This window comes from Heyndrickxia oleronia (assembly GCF_017809215.1).
Lineage (GTDB): Bacteria > Bacillota > Bacilli > Bacillales > Bacillaceae_C > Heyndrickxia > Heyndrickxia oleronia.
In genome coordinates this window covers 733,003-753,104 of sequence record NZ_CP065424.1, presented here as the reverse complement: position 1 = coordinate 753,104, position 20,102 = coordinate 733,003, and the positions used below count along the sequence as shown (strand labels likewise).

General features: G+C 38.0%; 19 protein-coding genes. 11 read left to right on the top strand and 8 right to left on the bottom strand.

Translation table 11 applies throughout. From position 1 onward, the window contains the following. The first annotated feature begins 100 nt into the window (after positions 1 to 100). On the top strand, positions 101 to 964 hold the full coding sequence (locus I5818_RS03890) for a TetR/AcrR family transcriptional regulator (protein ID WP_078109602.1): 864 nt from the start codon (positions 101 to 103) through the stop codon (positions 962 to 964). Between the two features lie 92 nt (positions 965 to 1,056). Here the strand turns inward: I5818_RS03890 and I5818_RS03885 are convergent, their stop codons facing one another. From I5818_RS03885 to I5818_RS03875, 3 genes are read right to left on the bottom strand one after another with little or no spacing between them, the layout of a single operon-like run. Then, the gene (locus tag I5818_RS03885) at positions 1,057 to 2,508 is read right to left on the bottom strand and encodes an NAD-dependent succinate-semialdehyde dehydrogenase (protein WP_078109603.1); all 1,452 of its coding nucleotides are present in this window, start codon (positions 2,506 to 2,508) and stop codon (positions 1,057 to 1,059) included. 14 nt (positions 2,509 to 2,522) lie between these two features. Beyond that, complete coding sequence (locus tag I5818_RS03880; protein ID WP_078109604.1) at positions 2,523 to 3,842, bottom strand: aminotransferase family protein; 1,320 nt, start codon at positions 3,840 to 3,842, stop codon at positions 2,523 to 2,525. Positions 3,843 to 3,848: 6 nt separating this feature from the next. Beyond that, positions 3,849 to 5,237 (bottom strand): APC family permease, encoded by a 1,389-nt coding sequence (locus I5818_RS03875; RefSeq protein ID WP_078109605.1) that lies wholly within the window; start codon positions 5,235 to 5,237, stop codon positions 3,849 to 3,851. Positions 5,238 to 6,132: 895 nt separating this feature from the next. Between I5818_RS03875 and I5818_RS03870 the strand changes: the two genes are divergently transcribed. From I5818_RS03870 to I5818_RS03840, 7 genes are read left to right on the top strand one after another with little or no spacing between them, the layout of a single operon-like run. Continuing rightward, positions 6,133 to 6,873 (top strand): GntR family transcriptional regulator, encoded by a 741-nt coding sequence (locus tag I5818_RS03870; protein WP_058004645.1) that lies wholly within the window; start codon positions 6,133 to 6,135, stop codon positions 6,871 to 6,873. 21 nt (positions 6,874 to 6,894) lie between these two features. Further along, positions 6,895 to 7,326: a PTS sugar transporter subunit IIA gene (locus I5818_RS03865; protein ID WP_276532134.1), complete on the top strand. Its 432-nt coding sequence runs from the start codon at positions 6,895 to 6,897 to the stop codon at positions 7,324 to 7,326. A gap of 15 nt (positions 7,327 to 7,341) precedes the next feature. Next, positions 7,342 to 7,629 carry a PTS sugar transporter subunit IIB gene (locus I5818_RS03860; protein WP_071974754.1) on the top strand — a complete coding sequence of 96 codons (288 nt, stop codon included), beginning with the start codon at positions 7,342 to 7,344 and terminating at the stop codon, positions 7,627 to 7,629. 2 nt (positions 7,630 to 7,631) lie between these two features. Beyond that, on the top strand, positions 7,632 to 8,897 hold the full coding sequence (locus I5818_RS03855; RefSeq protein ID WP_078109606.1) for a PTS ascorbate transporter subunit IIC: 1,266 nt from the start codon (positions 7,632 to 7,634) through the stop codon (positions 8,895 to 8,897). Between the two features lie 56 nt (positions 8,898 to 8,953). Further along, positions 8,954 to 9,874, top strand: coding sequence for a phosphotriesterase family protein (locus I5818_RS03850; RefSeq protein WP_071974752.1), 921 nt, complete (start codon positions 8,954 to 8,956; stop codon positions 9,872 to 9,874). A gap of 4 nt (positions 9,875 to 9,878) precedes the next feature. Beyond that, complete coding sequence (locus tag I5818_RS03845) at positions 9,879 to 10,499, top strand: bifunctional 4-hydroxy-2-oxoglutarate aldolase/2-dehydro-3-deoxy-phosphogluconate aldolase (RefSeq protein ID WP_078109607.1); 621 nt, start codon at positions 9,879 to 9,881, stop codon at positions 10,497 to 10,499. After that, positions 10,499 to 11,242 (top strand): creatininase family protein, encoded by a 744-nt coding sequence (locus I5818_RS03840; RefSeq protein ID WP_071974750.1) that lies wholly within the window; start codon positions 10,499 to 10,501, stop codon positions 11,240 to 11,242. The genes I5818_RS03845 and I5818_RS03840 overlap by 1 nt, the downstream gene beginning before the upstream one ends. A 62-nt stretch (positions 11,243 to 11,304) precedes the next feature. Here the strand turns inward: I5818_RS03840 and I5818_RS03835 are convergent, their stop codons facing one another. Further along, positions 11,305 to 12,093, bottom strand: coding sequence for a MurR/RpiR family transcriptional regulator (locus tag I5818_RS03835; RefSeq protein WP_078109608.1), 789 nt, complete (start codon positions 12,091 to 12,093; stop codon positions 11,305 to 11,307). A 160-nt stretch (positions 12,094 to 12,253) separates the two neighbouring features. On the opposite strand from I5818_RS03835, the gene pfkB reads away from it, so the two are divergent. From pfkB to lacD, 3 genes are read left to right on the top strand one after another with little or no spacing between them, the layout of a single operon-like run. Continuing rightward, positions 12,254 to 13,174, top strand: a complete 921-nt coding sequence (pfkB, locus tag I5818_RS03830; RefSeq protein ID WP_209391857.1) for a 1-phosphofructokinase — start codon at positions 12,254 to 12,256, stop codon at positions 13,172 to 13,174. A 44-nt stretch (positions 13,175 to 13,218) separates the two neighbouring features. Continuing rightward, a complete protein-coding gene (locus I5818_RS03825; RefSeq protein WP_078109609.1) occupies positions 13,219 to 15,126 on the top strand; it encodes a fructose-specific PTS transporter subunit EIIC in 1,908 nt (635 codons plus the stop codon). Positions 15,127 to 15,140: 14 nt separating this feature from the next. Continuing rightward, positions 15,141 to 16,112, top strand: a complete 972-nt coding sequence (gene lacD / locus I5818_RS03820; RefSeq protein ID WP_078109610.1) for a tagatose-bisphosphate aldolase — start codon at positions 15,141 to 15,143, stop codon at positions 16,110 to 16,112. A 51-nt stretch (positions 16,113 to 16,163) separates the two neighbouring features. On the opposite strand, the gene I5818_RS03815 is transcribed toward lacD, so the two are convergent. The 4 genes from I5818_RS03815 to I5818_RS03800 form a co-directional block, all read right to left on the bottom strand. After that, positions 16,164 to 17,024 carry a Cof-type HAD-IIB family hydrolase gene (locus tag I5818_RS03815; protein ID WP_235849568.1) on the bottom strand — a complete coding sequence of 287 codons (861 nt, stop codon included), beginning with the start codon at positions 17,022 to 17,024 and terminating at the stop codon, positions 16,164 to 16,166. A gap of 76 nt (positions 17,025 to 17,100) precedes the next feature. Next, positions 17,101 to 18,147, bottom strand: coding sequence for a 2-hydroxyacid dehydrogenase (locus I5818_RS03810; protein WP_078109611.1), 1,047 nt, complete (start codon positions 18,145 to 18,147; stop codon positions 17,101 to 17,103). A 119-nt stretch (positions 18,148 to 18,266) separates the two neighbouring features. Then, positions 18,267 to 18,980, bottom strand: coding sequence for an L-ribulose-5-phosphate 4-epimerase (locus I5818_RS03805; protein WP_078109648.1), 714 nt, complete (start codon positions 18,978 to 18,980; stop codon positions 18,267 to 18,269). Positions 18,981 to 18,985: 5 nt separating this feature from the next. Continuing rightward, entirely contained in the window at positions 18,986 to 20,077 is a 1,092-nt protein-coding gene (locus tag I5818_RS03800; protein ID WP_078109612.1) for a galactitol-1-phosphate 5-dehydrogenase, read from the bottom strand. Between the last annotated feature and the right edge of the window lie 25 nt (positions 20,078 to 20,102).

The following is a 20,102-nucleotide window of genomic DNA, read 5'->3' as shown; positions in this document are numbered from 1 at the left end:
CTTTTTTACTTGTGTATATTTTTTTATACTCAGGTATATTTCTTGATTATAATAAAGGTGGTATACTATATATGTCAATAATTTTTTAGGAGAAGAGCAAATGACAAAAAAAGAACAAATCATTGAAGTAGCTAAAACGTTATTTCGAACAAAAGGATATCATTATACTTCGGTTCAAGATATTTTGGAGAAGTCAGGTGTTTCAAAAGGGACTTTTTATAATCACTTTTCTTCTAAATCTCAAATAATTTTATACATCATTCAAGAGGTTGATATAAAAGTTGAAGAACAGCAACAACGTTTGATTGTTGATGGAGATATTCATAGCAAACAAATTTTTCATTCTCAACTTCGTGTAAAGCATTCCATCTATAGTACCGAAAAAATACTAGAGCTATATAATATTTCAATGGCGGAAAACGATGAACAATTAAAAAAATATATGGAGGAAAGCCATTATAAGGAATTAGAATGGTTAGCAAAACGGTTGATTGATGTCTATGGCTTCGAAATCGAAGAGAGTGCAATGGATCTCGCCACTCATTTCACCGGGGGTCTTGGGTACCAGTTCAGATACTGCAATCAAATGAACCTTGATACAAAAAGTTCGGATATATTAGACTACAATATACTTCGACTAGAAAAAAACATTGAAATAACAAAACAGCAAAAACAACAAATACTGTTCCCATTTTCATCTGGAAATAATCAAGAATCATTAGAAACCGTTCTCTCTAATATAGGGACTATACTTGAAGAAATAAAAAAAGAGCACCTCTCTAAAGAAGAACAAGAGCTCGTACACTTTATCTTAGACGAAATTCAGCACCCATCGATAAGATGGATCGTTTGCGAAAGTGCAGCTCGCCAACTCAAAATTCTATCCTCCGCCCCAAAACAAAGAGAACAAAAATACAACCAAGTCTACGATATGGTTTCTAAGCAAGCAAGAATAGTTAAATAAAGGGGTCTGACCCCCACTGTTTTAACGTATTAACGCAATAGGGGTCTGACCCCCGCTGTTTTAACGCTTTAACGCAGTGGGGGTCTGACCCCTTAGTTAGTCATCCCTATGGAGACGTATTTCATTTCGACGAATTCCATTATTCCTTCTTTGCCGCCTTCTTTTCCAAATCCTGATTCTTTGATGCCTCCGAATGGGGCTTCGGCGGTGGCGGGGAATACGTCATTTACACCGATAATGCCGTATTCAAGGGCTTCTGATAGCTGAAAGACTCGATTTGTACTTTCAGTCATGATATAAGCCGCTAAGCCATATGGTAGTTGATTTGCTTTTTCTATCACCTCTTCAATTGAATCAAATGTTTCTATTGGTAGAACCGGTCCGAATGTTTCCTCGTTCATTACCTTCATTTGATCATTAACATCAACAAGAATAGTAGGTTCATAGAAATGTCCGCCTAAATTTCCTTGCCATTCCTTCCCTCCTGTAATAATGGTCGCACCTTGATGAACCGCATCCTCTACATGCTCTGCTGCCTTTTCCACTGCGTTTCTATCAATCATTGGACCAATCACCGTTGCTTCATCAATCCCATTGCCTATTTTCATACTTTTCACTTTAACCGCAAGCTTTTCAACAAAGGAATCCGCAATTTCCCTATGAACATACACTCTATTGGCACATATACATGTTTGCCCACAGTTTCTAAATTTACTTGCAAGGGTTAAGTCAACTGCATTCTCTAAATTCGCATCATCCATTACCAGAATTGGGGCATGCCCACCAAGCTCTAAAGAAAGCTTTTTAATATGTTGGGCACTGTTCTTCATTAACTCCCTCCCCACTTCAGTTGAACCGGTAAATGTGATTAAGCGTACATCAGGACTTTGTGTCAATGCCTCCCCAACGCCTTTCGCATCACCTGATACTAAGTTTAATACTCCTTTTGGCAGACCAACCTCTTCAAAAATCTTTACAATGGCCATTGCTGTCAATGGAGTTTGCGAAGCAGGCTTCAATACAACCGTACAACCTGCCGCTAGGGATGGACCTAATTTTCTAGTGACCATGGATGCTGGAAAATTCCAAGGTGTAATTGCTGCAATGACACCAATTGCCTGTGGAATAACAAGTGATCGCCTATTTACTTTTGAAGACGGAATAATTTCCCCATATACACGATTCGCTTCCTCCGCATACCATAATAAATAGCTTGCTGCAGACTCAATTTCCGTACGTGCCTCCGTCAATGGCTTCCCCTGCTCCGAGGTCAATATTTGAGCAAGCTGCTCCTTGTTTTCAAGCATCTTTTCATATGCTTTATATAAAAATGTCGAACGCTCTCTTGCCGTTTTTTTGGACCAGGAAGGAAATGCTGCTTTTGCCTCCTCAACAGCCTCCAATGCTTCTTCTTTCCCACCATATGAAATTTCTGTTAGCTTTTCTAATGTTGCTGGATTTATAATCGCCCGAACGGTTCCGGAATAAGAATCACGCCATTCCCCATTGATAAAAATTCCTTTTTCCTTTTGTCCCACTATCATAATCGAATCCCCCTTTACAACTCTTCTTGAACGGCAGCGAGGGCTGCACGCATAATAGAAATAAGCTCTTGAACCTCTTGTTTATTAATAATAAGCGGTGGTGAAAAAACTACCGTATCCATCCCTTCGAAAACAACTGTACGAACGATTAACCCTCTTTTAGCTGCCTCTTCACTTACCCGTGGAGCTATGAACGAATCAAAACGCTGCTTAGTTATAGGATGAACCATTTCTATCGCGCCAATCAAACCTAGTGCGCGGACCTCACCGATAAAATCAAATTCCATCTGTAATTCTTTAAAACCGTTGAGTAGCTCCTCACCCATTAATCTTGAATTTTCAACTAAGTTTTCTCTTTCAAGAATTTCAATATTTTTCAAACCTACTGCACATGCAGTCGCATGACCACTATACGTATATCCATGTAGAAGGGTGCCATCTGAGCGTTCAACTAGTTCACGGTGTATGGCATCAGTAACCATTACACCGCCAAGCGGAATATAGCCGCTTGTGACGCCTTTTGCAAAGAGCAGCAAATCAGGAACAACACTATAATGTTCACAAGCGAACATTTTTCCTGTACGGCCAAAGCCAGTAATTACTTCATCAGCAATGAGCAAAATATTATGTTCATCACAAATGGCTCGCACTTCTTGAAGATAGCCTTCAGGTGCGATATTGACTCCACCTGCTCCCTGCACAGGTTCAGTAAGAAATGCAGCAATATTATCTGCCCCTTCCTTTTCAATACATGCCTTAAGTGAATCAATAGAAAAGGTGTCTACATGAACAAAATCTGGTGCTGGTGAATTCGTCAATGTATGGAATGGAGAAATTCCTGTGGCACTAGTAGCCCCAATATTCACACCATGATAGCCTTTCTTCTGTGAAATAATTTTTTTCTTATCTGGTAAACCTTTCAGCTTCCAATAATAACGTACTAATTTATAAGCAGTGTCATTTGATTCAGAACCACCTGACGTAAAAAATACGGCATTTAAATTACCAGGTGCTAATTCTGCAAGCTTTGCAGCCAGTCTTATGGCAGGTTCATTGCTCATTGAGGAGAACGAATTTGTAAAAGCAAGCTTTGACATTTGCTCATATGCAGCTTCAGCAAGCTCCTTCCGCCCGTACCCAATATTTACATTCCAAAGTGAAGACATCCCCTCAAGCACTTTTCTCCCTTTCGTATCTGTTAAATATACCCCCTCACCACTTGAAAAAATAAATGGAGCACCGCTTTCATGTTGTTGTTTTAAAGAAGAGGTTGGGTGAATAAAGTGCTTCTTATCTAAATCAATTAACATTTCATGTACATCTGTTTTCATCATTTGATTTCACTCCTTAAAAGTTGTAGTGCTAATATCGATACTTTTCATTTTAGGAATTCTTGAGAAAAAGATCAGACCAACAATCCACCATGCTCCAAAAAGCACCCATTCATAGGGCCAGATAAGAGATGCCGGCATGCCTGGCATATACAGTACGATAAATCCTATGCTCAAAATCGAAGCTAAAATACCAACAATATTACTTTTCCCTGCTTGAAATGGCCGCTGAAGTTCTGGGTGTGTTTTTCTCAAAATGACAAATGAAACGGAAACAATAAAGTATGCGATGACAATTGATAGTCCACCTGCATCTACGAGCCACACTAAAGCAGGTCTTCCAAGAAGTGGACAGAATGTAGCAAGTAATCCAATCACCAAAATGGCATTCTTCGGTGTTTTATATTTTGGATGAATCTGACCGAACCATTTCGGAAGCATCCCGTCTTGTGCCATGGCATACATCACACGACTTCCACCGATAATAAAAGCATTCCAGCTTGTCAAAATCCCTGCAATCCCCCCGAGTATTAAAATTTTTGAAAACACGGCAGAGCCAAACACGGCTCCCATTGCATCAGCTGTAGGTAGACTAGCTACTTTCAACTGCCCCTCATTTAAAGATAATGACACACCTAAAATAATGAGAATATACCAAAGAACCGCTAATGCAACTGATAATATTAGGACCTTACCAACTGTTTTCTTAGGAATATTCATTTCTTCAGCCATTTGGGGAATAACATCAAATCCTACAAACATAAACGGAGTCATAATCATTACTCCCATTAATCCTGCCATCCCACCAGTGAAAAGGGGATCCATATTTTTTACCTCTCCCCCAATCGCAGAACCGAAAATTAAACTAAGACCAACGACGGCTAGTAAAACCGTTAAGATAAGTTGCAAAACAGCTGCCTGTTTTACACCAATAAAGTTAATCCATGTAACAATAATCGAACCAACCATTCCGACTGCTACCCAGGAAAAATAAACATCCCATCCAGCTATGGTCCACATATAACCCACTTGATAATTCGGAAATATATATTCAATAACGGTTGGTAATGCAACTGCCTCAAATGCTACAACTGAGACATAGCCTAATAAAATAGACCATGATACAACAAAGGCTGCTCTTGAACCAAATGCTGCTTGTGCAAAATGATGGGCACCACCTGTCTTTGGCAATGCTGTCGTCAGTTCCGAATACACCAATCCAACAAACATAACCATGATGCCTCCAATAAAAAAGGCAATCATCGATCCTATTGATCCTGCCTTCGAAATCCAATCACCTGATAAGACGACCCATCCCCAGCCAATCATTGCCCCAAAGGCTAGCACAATAACATCTGCACGCGATAGTACTTTACTAAAGTCATCGCTCTTTGACATCTAACTCCCCCTATCTCATTTACATCATTTAGAGCATTCTTAAAAAAAATGAAATAGTATGTAATTCGTAGATAGATCAGAAAATTGATTAGTGTTTTCGTGAAATAAGCAGATCCTCATATAAACGTTTACTCTATTTCTCAATCTTCCCTCCCATCTCCTTCATTCTCTTTATATAAAAAAAGCCAGTCCTCACCACAAAACATGTGATAGGACTGGCTTATGATTCATGAGCACCATTCTGTAAAAAATGGACATGCAATCTTAACAGTCAATGGATAAAAACACAAGTGATTCTTCCCTTCCTTCCGCGGCAAAACGGCTAGGGCGAAGAATATATATTTTCATTTTACATAATTTTCAGTATTATTCAAGTGACTTAGGAATTTTTTATGAAATAGTAAAATAATGCTTAGCCCCTGCTATGCCTCACCACTTTTTCTTGATCTATTTTTCTATAATCCACTATAACTCGTCATACCAAGTAAAGACAAATATCTATAGGATATTCTTATTTTACCAGTTAGATAGTCCGATCCAGATCATTAGCTAACTTGTTACTCATTTTTCATTCAGGGGATAAGAAAAAAAGATTATTAAAATTGCTTAGAGATCTTTTTCAATTAGTCCTATCCTTATGCAGCTCTCCTCCCTCCCTTTTTGATACTTCTTAAATATTCTTCAGTTTGATATTATCTTCAAGCATTGCATACATCATAATCATTCAATATAAAATGACCCCCTTATAAAATCATCATTTAATCAAAATTCATCATAACCTTTTAATTTTTCTAAATATTATTGACACAATTCATTATAATGATATTATATTGTTAACGGTTACATAATAGATTCATTATAATCAATTCAGAAAAAGTAGGTGAAGTTCATACTTATGTTAGATAGAAATTCCAAAACACCATTGTATCAACAATTAAAAATCACATTATTAAAATATATCGAGGAGAATTTAAATGAAGGAGATTCTCTCCCGATAGAATCTGAGATTGAAAAAATGTATGGCGTTAGCCGTATTACGGTTAGAAAAACAATCGAGGATCTAGAAAAAGACGGAATTGTAATGAAGCATCAAGGCAGAGGTACTTTTGTGCAATCCAAAAAAATCATTCAAGATGCTGGTACTATTACAAGCTGGACTGAAGAAATGAAGTCAAAAGGCAAAACAATTGAGACAATTAACCTTCATATTAGTGAGATTGAGCCTTCCCGAAAATTAATCGGTGAATTAAAGCTAGATAAAGGAGAAAAGATTATATGTCTTAGAAGAATCCGCTGTGCTGATGGTGAGCCTATTGCCATCATGGTGAACTATATCCGTTCTAAATATGTACCTGGATTTCTCGAAAAAGGTCTTACAAAGGAATCTTTATACGAAGAGTTAGAGGTGGATTACCAAATACAACTAGAAAGTGCACGAGAAAGAATTCAGGCAAGAATTGCAACTGATTTAGAGGCAGTAGAATTACATATTCCTCCCTATTCAGCTGTTCTTCATATTACTAGGACGTCCTTTCTGCCAGATGGAACTCCCTTTGAAGTAGTAGAAATGACCAACCGCTCTGATCGATACCAATATGATATTCATTTAAATGGGAGAAACAAATACAAATCATAGAATCCTAGGGAGGGAATTACGATGATCATTCCTATTAACCACGAATTGATTGAACTCGATGTACCGGCAGAATCAGCTGAGGCTGCTATACAGAAGGCTGGGGAATTACTCGTGCAAGCAGGGAAAGTTGAAGCTAGCTACGTAGAGGCAATGATTAAAGGGTATCAGGATGTTGGGCCCTATATTGTATTAGCACCTGGAATCGCAATTCCACATGCACGACCGGAGCATGGTGTAAATGAACAATGTATTTCCGTTATTCGCTTAGAAAAGGAAGTTGTATTTGGTCACCCCTCCAATGACCCAGTTAGGTTGGTCTGTTCCATTGGAGGAGTTGATAGTACCAGTCATATCGGAATGCTCCAAGCATTATCAGGTATTTTAGGTAATAAAGAAAAACTACATGTTTTATTAACAACAGATAATAAAGAAGAATTTTTATCTGTCTTTTAAAAGGAGGAAATATAAATGAGAATTGTAGCAGTCTGTGGAATGGGATTTGGAACAAGCTTAATGTTATTAATGGATGTTCAGGCTATAGCAAAGAAGCATGGATTTCATGTAGATGGAGAGGCCACAGATCTTGGCTCTGCCAAAGGGAAATCTTGTGATTTTATGGTAGCTGCTAGTGAAATTGCTTCCGAGTTATCTGCTGAGACCGTTGAGGTTGTTTCGATTAATAATTTACTAGATAAAGAGGAGATTGAAGAGAAAGTTATGCCCGTAATTATACGTCTCTCTAAGGGAGGAAACTAATCATGCTACATACGATTGCATCGATACTAAGTAACCCAGCTATCATTTTAGGGATAATCGCAGCAGTCGGTCTTATTGCCTTACGGAAATCAACCTCCGACATAATAAAAGGCACCTTAAAAACCGTCTTTGGCTTTATTATGCTACAACAAGGTTCAAACATCATTGTCAATGCACTTGTCCCTTTTAGCACGATGTTTACAGAAGCATTTGGATTAAAAGGAATTGTAGCCGAAGATAATTCCTTAGTCGCCGCTGTACAGGTTGTTCTAGGAAAGGAAACTGCTCTTATCCTTTTATTCTCTTTTCTTATTAATCTTGTCATTGCACGTATTACAAAATGGAAATATATTTTCTTGACCGGGCATATGATGTTTTCGTTTGCAGGAACGATGGCCATCGTTTTTAATCTGATGGGATTTTCAAGTATCACTACCATTATTCTAGGATCTATAATTCAAGGAATCTCCATGGTATTTTTCCCTGCTATCTCTCAACCATTTGTTCGCAAAGTAACTGGAAACAACCATGTTGCATTCGGTTTTTGGGGAAGCTCTTGGATTTCACTCTCAGGCTACATTGGAGGTCTTGTTGGCAATAAAGAAAAGTCCTCCGAAGATGTGAAAGTACCTAAGTCACTCGACTTTTTAAAAGATATGAGTATTCTGATGGGAATTGTTATGGTCATCATCTATGTTGTAACTTCTTTATTTGTTGATCATGCGACGATGCAAAAAATATCTAGCGGACAAAGTGCTATTCAATTTTCAATTATGAATGCTCTAACCTTCGTTGTCGGAATATTAGTACTTCTCCAAGGAGTTCGGATGTTTCTTGGTGAAATTGTCCCTGCATTTAAAGGTGTTGGGGAAAAGATTGTTCCCGGTGCAAAACCTGCACTTGACGTTCCGATTTTCTTCTCATTCGCACCGATTGCCGTGACACTTGGTTTCCTATCTGCATTAGTGGGTAGTTTAATTGTCACTTTTATATCTAGTGTATTACCAGTAGTTGTACTTCCATCTGTTATTGGATTGTTCTTCATGGGGGGAGCGGCTGGAGTATTTGGAAATTCAACAGGTGGGCGAAGAGGAGCCATTGTTGCCGGTTTCGTTCTTGGTCTTTCATGGTCGTTATTGATTGCTATTACATACCCTCTTATTAACCTAGAAGGATACGGAATTGAAGGGCTATGGTTTGCTTCTCCAGATGCGATCATTGTTGCTGTTATTATTCGTTTAGTTGGGATGTTATTTGGAATTCATTAATGAATAGAGGATTACACTATCTTTTCTTTTAACAAAAGTATCAAGGAGTGATTACATTGAAAAAAATTAGAACTCTCTTAGGTGATATTGAACCCTCACAATTAGGCTTTACTTATAGTCATGAGCATTTATGGACGAACCCTCCTGCTCAACAAAAAGATCGTGATTTGGAATTAACGGACTATGAAGCTAGTGTTAGCGAGCTGTGGAGATTTAAAAAAGCTGGTGGAAATGCACTCGTTGATGCTACCACTTTAGATTACGGTCGTGATGCAGGAAAAATGAGACAAATGTCAATTGAGACAGGTGTTCATGTGATCGCCACTACTGGGTTTAACAAACATGTATACTTTCCAAAATGGGTTGAAGCATTAACGATAGAAGAAATCACACAAAAACTAGTTCGGGATGTAACCATTGGAATGGACGGAACAACTTCAAAAGCAGGTTTCTTAAAATCAGGTTCCTGGAACCAACTTATTCATCCTTTAGAGGAAAAAGTTACTCGTGCGGTTGCCCGAGCACAACTCCAAACGGGAGCTCCAATTTGGTTGCATACAGAAGCAGGAACGATGGGAATGGAAATGCTTGATATTTTAGAAGAAGAAGGAATTGATTTAAGTCTTGTTGGTGTTGGTCATAGCGATCGAAATGCGGATGCTTACTACCACCTTCAACTTGCTAAACGAGGAGCTTATGTGCAATTCGATGGGAGCAGTAAAATCAAATATTATCCAGATAGCACAAGAGTTGAATTAATAAAAAACATGATCGAAAACGGTTATGTGAAGCAATTGCTGATTTCTGGGGACATGGGACGTCAATGCTATCTCCACGCTTATGGCGGAGGACCTGGTTTCGAATATATCATCAAAAAATTCATTCCACGTTTATTAGATGAAGGAATTAGTCAAGAAGACATTCATACCATATTCGTTAAAAACCCAGCTAGATGGTTAGCACAATTTGAGGGGTGAAAAAATGAAAAAAGATACAATCATTGCCATTATCCGTGGGGTCGACCCAGGTCATGTTGTGGAAATCACACAAGCTTTACTTGATTCTGGTATTAGCTGGTTAGAGGTATCCCTTAGTGAAGAAGAAAAAGGCTTAGAATGTATTCGAAGAATTTCCCAAGCATTTCCTAACCAAGTCCATTTAGGTGTAGGAACAGTTTGTACTCCTTCACAAGTAGATGCATCTCTTAAAGCAGGAGCAAATTACATTATTACTCCTGGCTGGGATCGCGAATTAGCGAAATATGTACGCTCAAAAAATGTAACTATGTTTCCCGGAGTTTTTTCACCCGGTGAGATTATGCAAGCAGCTAGCTTAGGTATTGACACTGTTAAACTTTTTTCTGTAGTAAACCTTGGTACCAGCTTCATAAAAAATGTATCAGGTCCTTTTCCACGAATGAATTGGATGGCAGTAGGCGGAGTCAATAAGAGAAATATTTTAGAACTAAGATCAGCTGGTTGTTCATCCTTTGCCATCGGAAGTGAACTAGTCCCAAGAGGTGCTACAACAGATCATCTTGAAGCAATAAAACAAGCTGCAATTAGTTTTCAGCAATTACTACTTGAGGAGTGCATCAATTAATGGGAAAAGCAAAAGAAATATTGCATATGACCCGTGATGAGGTGGCTAAAGCAATAACATCATTTCCTGTAGCCATTTTACCATTAGGAGCAACAGAACAGCATGGACATCATTTGCCATTAGGTACTGATATTTTTTTAGCTGAAGGAATATCACGAAAACTCTCAGAAAAAACGGGAGCTCTCCTCCTCCCTACGCTACCATTTGGTTACTCATGGGTTTGGCGGGATATCCCTGGTACATTATCCATACAACAACATCACGTTGAAGCCGTTATAAAAGACATTGCACATAGTGTTAGCAGATACGGGATTAAACTTCTTGTCCTAGTAAACGGGCATGATGCCAATAACTCTAGCATGAAATATGCCGCAAGGGAATTAATGGATGAACTAGACATGTCGGTGATCTATCTATTCTATCCCAATATAGAATCAGTCATAGACATGCATTGTGACTCCCCTACTTGGCATGGAATGATTCATGCATGTGAATTCGAAACATCGCTTATGCTTGCACTAAAACCGGAACTGGTCCAAATGGATAAGGCAGTAAGTGAATATCCGAAAAAACCAAACTTATACGGAAAATCAACTATTTCACTAGGTAATTTAAGTCAAAGTGGAGTCTACGGAAATGCTATTCTTGCAACAAAGGAAAAAGGAGAAAAAATGATAGATATTTTCATTGAAAATATGACTAGTTTATTATTCGAAGCATATGAAAGAACAAAAGAAGAATAGAAATTGAGAGTATACCAGTAAAAGATATTTTGACTGGTGTACTCTTTTTTATTGAAAGGACCTCAACTCATTTTCTCCTCCGTACGAATGGCATACGCATCTAAAATAATACGAGCCATGACTTGAATTGGTAGGCGTGAACGTACCTCATAATCAGGAAAATACGATGTTTCTGATTTAAAACCAACTAAGGAAATTTCACATAATTCATATAATGGACTATTTTGATTGGCTGTTAGCAGGATCGTGCTTACCTCATTATCTTGGCAATTTTTTGCGGCTTCAACTAGTTCCTTGGTCTTTCCATTCAATGAAATAAAAATGACGATATCTCTTTTATCTATTCTTTTGCTAATTGTTCGAATAATATTAGGGTCATCATGAAGCTCACAATGCTTACCTAACAGCTGGAATTTAATCATCATTTCCTTTGCGATGAGCTCGGAAAATCCCCTCGCAAAGATGGTGATTTTTCTTGAATGAATGATTTTTTGCAGTGCATCCTCAATTGTCCCGCTATCTAGAAGCTGAATCGTTTTCACCACTTCTTGTTCATTTTTTAAAATCGCCTCTTGAATCTTCTTATCTATCTTTTCCACAATCGAAAATTCACTACTGGAGTCCACTTCATCTTTTAAATGAATCTTAAAAGCTGTAAATCCGGTATAACCAAGCTTTTGCATCGTACGGACAATGGTTGCAGTTGAAACATTTGCTTGACTGCTCAATTTCACAATCGAGATTTGCGGAATGATATTTAAATGCTGCTTAATATAATCAATCAAATATCTTTCCGTTTCACTCAATTCTTTATATTGATTTTTCACTCTATTTAAAAACGTCTTGGACATTAAACCATCTCCAAAAGAAAAGTTTTACAATGAAAACGTTTAACCTTGTAAACATTTACATGATTAATTGTGCCACAATTAGAGTATAAAGTGAAACTGAAATCAGCGCTGATTATGAAAGTGGAATAAACATCGATTAATATGAAAGAAGGGAAAAAATGTGATCTATACATGCACAATGAACCCAGCCATAGATTTATTTACAGAGTTTGAACAATTTTCTCCCTTTGTTGTAAATCGTAGTACGTTTGAAAGTTATCAAGCGAATGGAAAGGCAATAAATATTTCATTTATTTTAAAAAAATTGAATATAGACAATACAGCCACAGGATTTCTAGGTGGATTCACTGGTAACTTTATCGAAGAGGAATTAGTCAAGAACTCTATTGGCACAAACTTTATTAAAGTAGATGGAATTACTAGAATAAATACCTTTATACGGTCTGGAGAAAAGGAATACAAGGCAGTCAATCGCGGACCAGAAATTAATACAACTGCTCAAGAGGCCTTACTTCAATACATCAAAACATTTACAAATAAAGACACGCTATTTGTTTCTGGCAGTTTGCCAAGAGGAGTGAAAGATGAAATTTTTGTCACCATTGCCCAATTATCGAAGGAACAAGGATTTTCATTAATCTTAGATATTAGTTCTTCTAGATTACTAGATTGTCTTCCCTATCATCCATATTTAATCAAGCCAAATGATGAAGAATTAGCTCAGCTTATGGGGGTTCCCACATTGGAATCAGTGGAGGAACTCATAGCTGCAGCTCAAACACTTTTGAATCAAGGGGCTAGGAGAATTTTAGTATCTCGTGGAGAAGAAGGTGCTTTATATGTGGATAAAGACAATATTTTACTGACTAATGCTCCTAAAGGAAAAGTTGTGAATACGGCTTGTGCGGGAGATACGATGCTAGCAGTTTTCGCTGGAAAAATGATGCAAATGGAAGGCTTGGAGGAAGCTCTTATTGAGGCTACTGCTGCTGGATCATCCACTGCATTTACAGCAGGATTGAGTGATTTCAAGGATATTCCTTTATTAAAGAAACAGATTTTAATAGAAAAGCGGAAGTAACTTGCTCATTAAGTGCAAACAAAGATAGAAAAGGAGGCATTTAAATGAAGACCTATACAATTATCGCTGCAACCGGATGCCCTACCGGAATTGCACACACTTACATGGCACAAGAGGCATTAGAAGCAGCAGCAAAAAAACGTGGCATATCAATCAAGGTTGAAACACATGGTCAGGAAGGAATTAGGAATGCATTAACAGAAGCTGAAATCGATGCTGCTGATGGCGTGATCATAGCAGCTGATAAGGATGTAAATGCGGACCGTTTTATCGGAAAGCCTTTGATCAATGTTTCAGTTAGCAAAGGAATTAAAGAGCCTGATCAATTGATTGATGAAATTTTATCAGGAAATGTTCCAAAGTATAAGGACGGTCAAGCTAGAGCCCAACAGCAATCGGAGCATAGCAGTGGTCAAAAGACATCCATATGGCATAGCATCTATGTTTCTCTTATGAACGGTGTCTCCCATATGCTTCCGCTCGTTGTTGCTGGCGGTGTGATGGTAGCAATTTCCTTTATGTTTGGGATTCATTCAGCCGAGCCAGATAGTCCTGAATATAATCAATTTGCCTATTACTTAAAAACAATTGGCGGCATTTCCATGAATTTGATGGTGCCTGTTCTATGTGCTTATATTGCAGAATCGATTGCGAAAAGGCCAGGATTAATCATTGGATTTATCGTCGGGATGATTGCTTACATGAATGGTACTGGCTTCCTCGGAGGAATTGTCGGAGGTTTCCTCACTGGATACATCATGGTTGGTCTAGCTTATGTATGTAAAGGATTACCTAAGCAGCTTGATGGTTTAAAAGCGATTTTCCTTTTCCCTGTATTAGGAATTTTTATTGCCGGATTTGCCATGTGGTTCCTATCAGCACCAATGGAGTCCATCAATCAAGGCATGATGTCTTTCCTAAGCAGTGTTCAAGATTCAAGTCCTATTTTACTAGGTTTAATCGTTGGTTGTATGAGTGCCTTTGATATGGGCGGACCCGTTAATAAGGCAGCCTATGTTACAGGGACAGCCTTACTGGCTCAAGGAAATTATTTCTTTATGGCTGGTGTCTCGGCTGCATGTATTGCACCACCTCTTGCTACTGGTTTCGCCGTCTTATTTGGTGGGAAAGCTTATTCCGCAAGCGATCGCAGTGCAGGCTATGTCAACTTTTTACTTGGATCCACTCATATTACAGAGGGAGCAATTCCTTTTGCAGCGAAAAAGCCATTAAAAGTCATACCAATACTTATGCTCGGATCTTCTATCGCAGCCATTTTAACTTATCTTTTTAAAGTTCAAGTTCCTGCACCACATGGTGGATTTATCGTATTACCAATTGTTACCCACGCTATCCTATGGGTGGTCGCTATTTTAATTGGTGCGGTAGTAAGTGGATTCCTAATGAGCATGGATCAGAAACGGACCGTTGCTAAAGAACAAGAAGCTGATTCAGAGAAACTCTCTACTCCACTGCCATCAGTAGTGAATCAGTCAACAAGCTTAGACTCAGTACTAGATATCGAAAATATTTTCTGTAATGTCGATGCAGCAACTCAAGATGAGGTGTTTCAAAAACTAGCGAAAATTTCTAATGATCATCATATCAGCAATGATGAGACCAGTGTGATCAAGGGATTTGTGGAAAGAGAAAAACTAAGTACAACCGGTATGGAGCAAGGAATTGCTATTCCACATACGGAGCTAGAAAGCATCAATAAAGCAAGCATTGTCATTTTAAAATTAAATCAAGGCGTAGATTGGAAAGCTCTTGACGGACAACCGACAAATATCGTAATTGCCATGTTTATTCCAAAAGGAAAAGCAAATGATCATTTACGTTATTTATCAGAAGTCTCAAAGCTTCTCATTCACCAAGAATTCATCGACCAATTACAGCATGCCAACAGTTCTAAAGAGATCTATCAACTGTTTATCGAAAACATACAATAAGGGGAGAACAAACCATGAGAGAAATCAGCGAAAAGAAAAGAAAAGCCCTAGAAAATCTAGCCAATGAACAAGGAGTGATCAGTGCTTTAGCGATTGATCAACGGGGAGCATTAAAAAAAATGATGGGGGAAAATGCATCGCAGGAAGCGATTGAAGAATTTAAAGGTCTTGTTTCTGAAGTGCTTACACCTTATGCATCATCTATCTTATTAGATCCTGAGTATGGGTTACCAGCAGCAAAAAAACGGGCAGCAAATTCTGGACTACTCATTGCCTATGAAAAAACGGGCTATGATACTTCACAGCCTGGGCGATTTCCAGACCTTTTACCCATTTGGTCAGCTCAACGTATTAAAGCAGAAGGCGCTGACGCTGTAAAATTCTTACTTTATTATGATATTGATGAATCAAAAGAAATCAATGACCAAAAGCATGCATTTGTGGAACGGATAGGTTCCGAATGTATGGCGGAAGATATCCCCTTCTTTTTGGAGCTTGTCTCCTATGATAGTAAGATAGCTGATGTGAAGAGTAAAGAGTATGCAAAAGTCAAACCACATAAGGTAAATGATATGATGGTCGAATTCTCGAAACCAAACTATCATGTAGACGTATTAAAGGTTGAGATTCCTGTAAATATGGACTATGTGGAAGGGTATGGATCCGAAGTGCTTTATACGAGAGAGGAAGCCCTCCAATACTTTAAAGAACAAAGTGAAGCAACAGATTTACCTTTTATTTTCCTTAGCGCTGGAGTAAGTGCCGAACGATTCCAGGAGACATTAGTTTTCGCCCATGAAGCGGGATCACAGTTTAATGGTGTCCTTTGTGGACGAGCAACCTGGAAGGATGGGGTACAAGTATTTTCAAATTCAGGCGCTGAAAAAGCAATGGAATGGTTACAGACTCAAGGAAAAGCGAATATCGAAGCCTTAAATGAAGTCATTCAAAAAACAGCGTCTTCTTGTTTTCATAAATTCAAATAAATAAACCGGAGCCTATTGCTCCGGTTTATTTTTGATGAAAATGAGATACAATCAACCGTTTATGACATAGCTCTGTAAAGCATGAGCTACCCCATCTTCATTATATCTTTTTGTCGTATATGTACTTTTCTGTTTCACTACTTCTGGTGCATTGCCCATCGCAATACTTATCCCTGCGACTTGAAACATTGAAAGATCATTTAAATTATCTCCGATCGCCACAGTATCCTGTATAGGAATTTGTAAGTGCTTAGACATATTCGTTAGCGCATTCCCTTTACTCACCTCGGCTTGGGCAATTTCAAGCTTAGTTTGTCCTGATGATGTAATCGATAGATCTGTTCTCCCAGTTAAAAGTGACTCAAGGTGGTCAAGCTTCTCTCTATCAAAAGACAGAACAAAGATCTTATAAATGTCTAACCCAGCCACATCTATATTCTTATAATCATTTACATACTGCAATCCATATTGTTCAAATTGTATATCTCTTTCCCTCTTTGCCCATTCAACCGGAAAGCCAGCGTCCTTTTCTATCATTCTTTGAATTTCTTCATCCAGCTGTGCTTTTCCTTTATTAAGCAGATGAATCCCCTGATTTGTATATAACTCAAAATAATAGCCTTCCGATTCAAGCATCGGAATAAGCTCCATAATTACCTGTACAGGAATAATATATTTATGCAAAAGCTCCTGACCATTATAAGCGATCGCTCCATTTCCGGTAATTATTGGACAAGTTATTCCAGCCCTTTGAAGAATCTCTTGTGTATCATGGAGAGAACGTCCTGAGCAAATCGTAATCATATTCCCTTGTTCTTGCGCTCGATGTATAGCCTCTACATTTGCAGAACTAATCGTCCCATCATCCGATAATAATGTTCCATCCAAATCAATGGCAACTAACTTCATCATATCCCCTCCCTCCCCTTATTCTACATCAAACACTCGTTTTATAAAAAAGAAACAAATGGTTGAATCATACATGACTTTACCACTTTAAAGCAGTGGGGGTCAGACCCCCTCTGAAATATTCATTCAATGCATCTCTTAATAAATTGGGTGATCCAAGGATTGCATCAACTGTATCACCAGCAATGTGAGGGGTTAAGGTTATATTATCAAGCTTTAGTAATTCATCATTGGGATCCAGTGGTTCTTCCCAAAAAACATCTATAGCTGCTCCTGCTATACGGTGGTTTCTAAGAGCATCTATTAGGTCTTCTTTGTCCAATAATTCAGGTCTTGCCGTGTTAATTAGATAGCTACTTGGCTTCATCCGACTAATTAAGCTCTTATCAATCATATTCCTATTTTCCTTTGTTACACGTGCATGTAAGGAGACGATATCCGATTCGGTGAACAGTGTTTCCAAATCAACCATTTCAACGCTTAACCCATTCTTATTCAAGTCATCTTTGTTCTCCCTACTGCTATAGAGTAACACGTCAACCCCCAAAGCATTTAAACGTTTTATTACTAGTTTGCCAATATGACCAAACCCACATATCCCTACTTTCAAGTGACTTAATGTCGTTTTATAGGGATCATTTGGAAATGCTTTTTTCCATTGACCATTCATCATAAACTGGTGTGCCCGTGAAATGTTTCTTGTCTCTGCATACATTAATCCAATCGTAAAATCTGCGACAGCTTCTGCATTACGAATGACATATATAACAGGGATTCCATGTTCTTGACACACAGTCATATTCACATGCTCCGTTCCACCCCGACAGGTTCCGATTACTTTTAAATGTTGAGCGTGTTCAATCATTTTCCTCGATATAGGGGCATAATGAACAAGTAAATAGTTCGCAGTTTCCAACTCTTCTAAGATGCCATTTGGGATGTCCATATATTCCGGCCCAACCATTTCAATTTTTTTAATAATCCTTTGGAACTCTTTCTTAGATATATCGTAATACCACTCAAACTTTTTAACCTCAATTGGACCCGTTATTTTTAATTGCAGTGCGGCTTTCTCTAATAGATTACTACTTACTAGTGGGTCCCCAACAACGATGACCTTTGCCACTTTACCACCGCCTATTCGAATTTAGTAATACCCCTAATCTATAGAAAAAAATGGCCTTTTTTAAATTTACAATAGAAAAAGGCCATATATATTACCTTCGAAATCACTTCAATGTCATATCAATTATTGATTAATAAATGGTTTTGTCCGTAATAGGCATCTTTTCCATGCTTTCTTAAATAATGTTTATCCAGTAGATTCTGATCTATTGAGGAGATATCCATATTTAATTGAAATGTATTTGATGCCAGCTTACAAACCTCCTCTAAAACAACTGCATTCTCAAGCGCTTTTCTTGGACTTTTCCCCCATGTAAATGGACCATGACTATCGACTAAGGAGGCTGGTACTGCGTTAGGATCTATATTTCTTTCTTTAAAGGTCTCTACAATTAAATTTCCAGTTTCCAGCTCATAATCAGACTCTATTTCATCTTTTCTTAAGTTTCTTGTACATGGAACCGTCCCATAAAAAGTATCCGCATGTGTTGTTCCTAATGCAGGAAGATCTTTTTTTGCTTGTGACCATATCGTCGCCCATGTAGAATGCGTATGAACAATCCCACCAATATCAGAGAAATGCTTGTATAACACTAAGTGTGTTTTTGTGTCTGAAGAGGGTCTTAACTGACCTTCTACAATATTTCCCTCTAAATCTACGACTACTAAATCCTCAAGCTTTAATTTCTCGTATTCTACTCCGCTCGGTTTAATAACTACTAACCCACTATCTCTATCGATACCACTAACATTTCCCCACGTAAATGTTACTAAATTATATTTAGGTAAGCTAAGGTTTGCCTCGAGGACCTCAGCTTTTAGTTTTTCTAGCATAGCCATCACTCCATTACCTTTCTTTTATTATCTAAATTTTCATAATCTTCAAGAGAAACTAGTACTTTATTAAATGATAAAGTTCTCTCAGCCATCCCCTTTAAATACTCACCAACTTCTTCTATTTTAATCTTGTGAGAAATCATTCTTTTAAATCGAATATCCCCTTTGGTCATATAATCTAGTGTGGCTTTCCAGGCAATCCCTGGATATGGTGGCATATAAGAATTCCAAGACCCTTGAATGGTTATTTCACCACGCATAATATGGTCCATAGTTTCTTCTTTTAATTCCAAACCTTTATGTGTAATCCCTATAAAAACGACACGTCCTTTTTTCTTAGCTGCTAGTATGGATTGCTGTTGTGTAAATACATTCCCTGCTGTTTCAGCAACTACATCTGCCCCACCATTTGTTAATTTCTTTATTTTTTCTACTGGATCTTCATTTTTTGAATTAATCGTAATATCGGCACCGAGCTCTTTAGCCAACTCCAACTTGTCATCAAAAATATCTACCGCGATTACAGTAGATGCACCGAAAATTTTTGCCCACTGTAAGGTTAATTGTCCAATTGAACCACAACCCATTACCACAACTGTTTCACCAGGTTGAATATTCGCCTTTTGTAAACCATGGTAACCGATAGTCGCGGGTTCAATGCCTGCAGCAGTTTCAAAATCTAAACGATCATCAATTTTTAATACATGATTCTTTGGAGCTTTCACATATTCTGCAAAGGCACCATTGCTTCCCGTACCAATAATATTGTAATGATCACATAAACCATAATCTCCAGCTTTACAATATAAACATTCACCGCAAGATACTAACGGTGCAACAACTACACGATCCCTTGGGTGTATATCGCTTACGTTTCCTCCAACTTCAACCACTTCTCCAGAAAATTCATGACCTAATATAAGAGGATATATGCGAGCTCCACTAATCATCGAACGGGGAACGTCTGACCCACAGATTCCTGCATATTTAACTTTAATAAGTACTTCCTCTTCATTAATTTGAGGAATATCGACTATTTCTTTTTTAATATTTCCAAGTGAATGCAATACAGCTGCCTTCATTTTACCTTCCATCACTTTACGCCTCTTTTTCTTAAGT